This is a genomic window from Enterobacter sp. HMSC16D10 (assembly GCF_001807145.1).
GTDB classification, from domain to species: Bacteria; Pseudomonadota; Gammaproteobacteria; order Enterobacterales; family Enterobacteriaceae; genus Enterobacter; species Enterobacter roggenkampii.
The window spans coordinates 1-805 of record NZ_KV787922.1 but is presented as its reverse complement, the minus strand read 5'-3'; the positions used below and the strand labels follow the sequence as shown (position 1 = coordinate 805).

Genomic DNA, 805 nt, shown 5'->3' with positions numbered 1-805 from the left:
GTATGAACCGGAAACATGGGTAACACTTTAGACCGGATACATGGGTAACAGTTATAACTGGCATAGAAGAGGAGACTCGCTATGCCCTGGACTGAGACCCGACCTATGCAACGCCTTGATTTTATCCGTGCCTGCCATGCAGGTACGGACTCCTTCTCCGCTCTTTGCCGTCTTTTTGGTATCAGCCGCAAAACCGGCTACAAATGGCTTCAGCGTTTTGACCCTTCTGACCTGTCCTCTCTCTCTGACCGGTCGCGCGCACCACGCTCTCACTCCCGGACGGTTCCTGATGAGGTCGTCGGACACCTGACTGCCCTGCGTCAGAAACACCCTGACTGGGGCCCGAAAAAACTGCGGATGTGGCTCCTCAATCATCACGTCGATTTTACCGTTCCTGCTGCCAGCACTGTCGGCGATATCCTCAAGCGCGAAGGCCTGGTACCAGACAGAAAGAGAAAGCGCAGAACGCCGGGGAATCGCCGGCCCCTGACCAGCATCAGTGAAAACAATCAGGTCTGGAGCGCTGATTTTAAAGGCAAGTTCAGGCTGCTGAGCAGAGAGTACTGTCATCCCTTCACCCTGACCGACAACCACAGCCGGTATCTGCTGAGCTGCCGTGGAACGGACCGTGAGAGCGAGCCCTTCGTCAGGCACTGTCTGACGGAGGCGTTCCTGGAGTACGGTCTGCCGGACGTTCTGAGAACCGATAATGGTCAGCCCTTCGCAGGGACGGGTATCGCCGGGTTAAGTCGCCTTGCCGTCTGGCTGATAAAGCTGGGCGTCAGACCGGAGCGTATCCGGCGGG

1 protein-coding gene is annotated in these 805 nt (G+C 57.0%); it reads left to right on the top strand.

Going from position 1 to position 805, the window contains the following annotated elements; translation table 11 throughout:
- Positions 1 to 81: 81 nt before the first annotated feature.
- On the top strand, positions 82 to 805 hold a 724-nt coding region (locus tag HMPREF3143_RS23610), incomplete at its 3' end, for a helix-turn-helix domain-containing protein (RefSeq protein WP_139145887.1).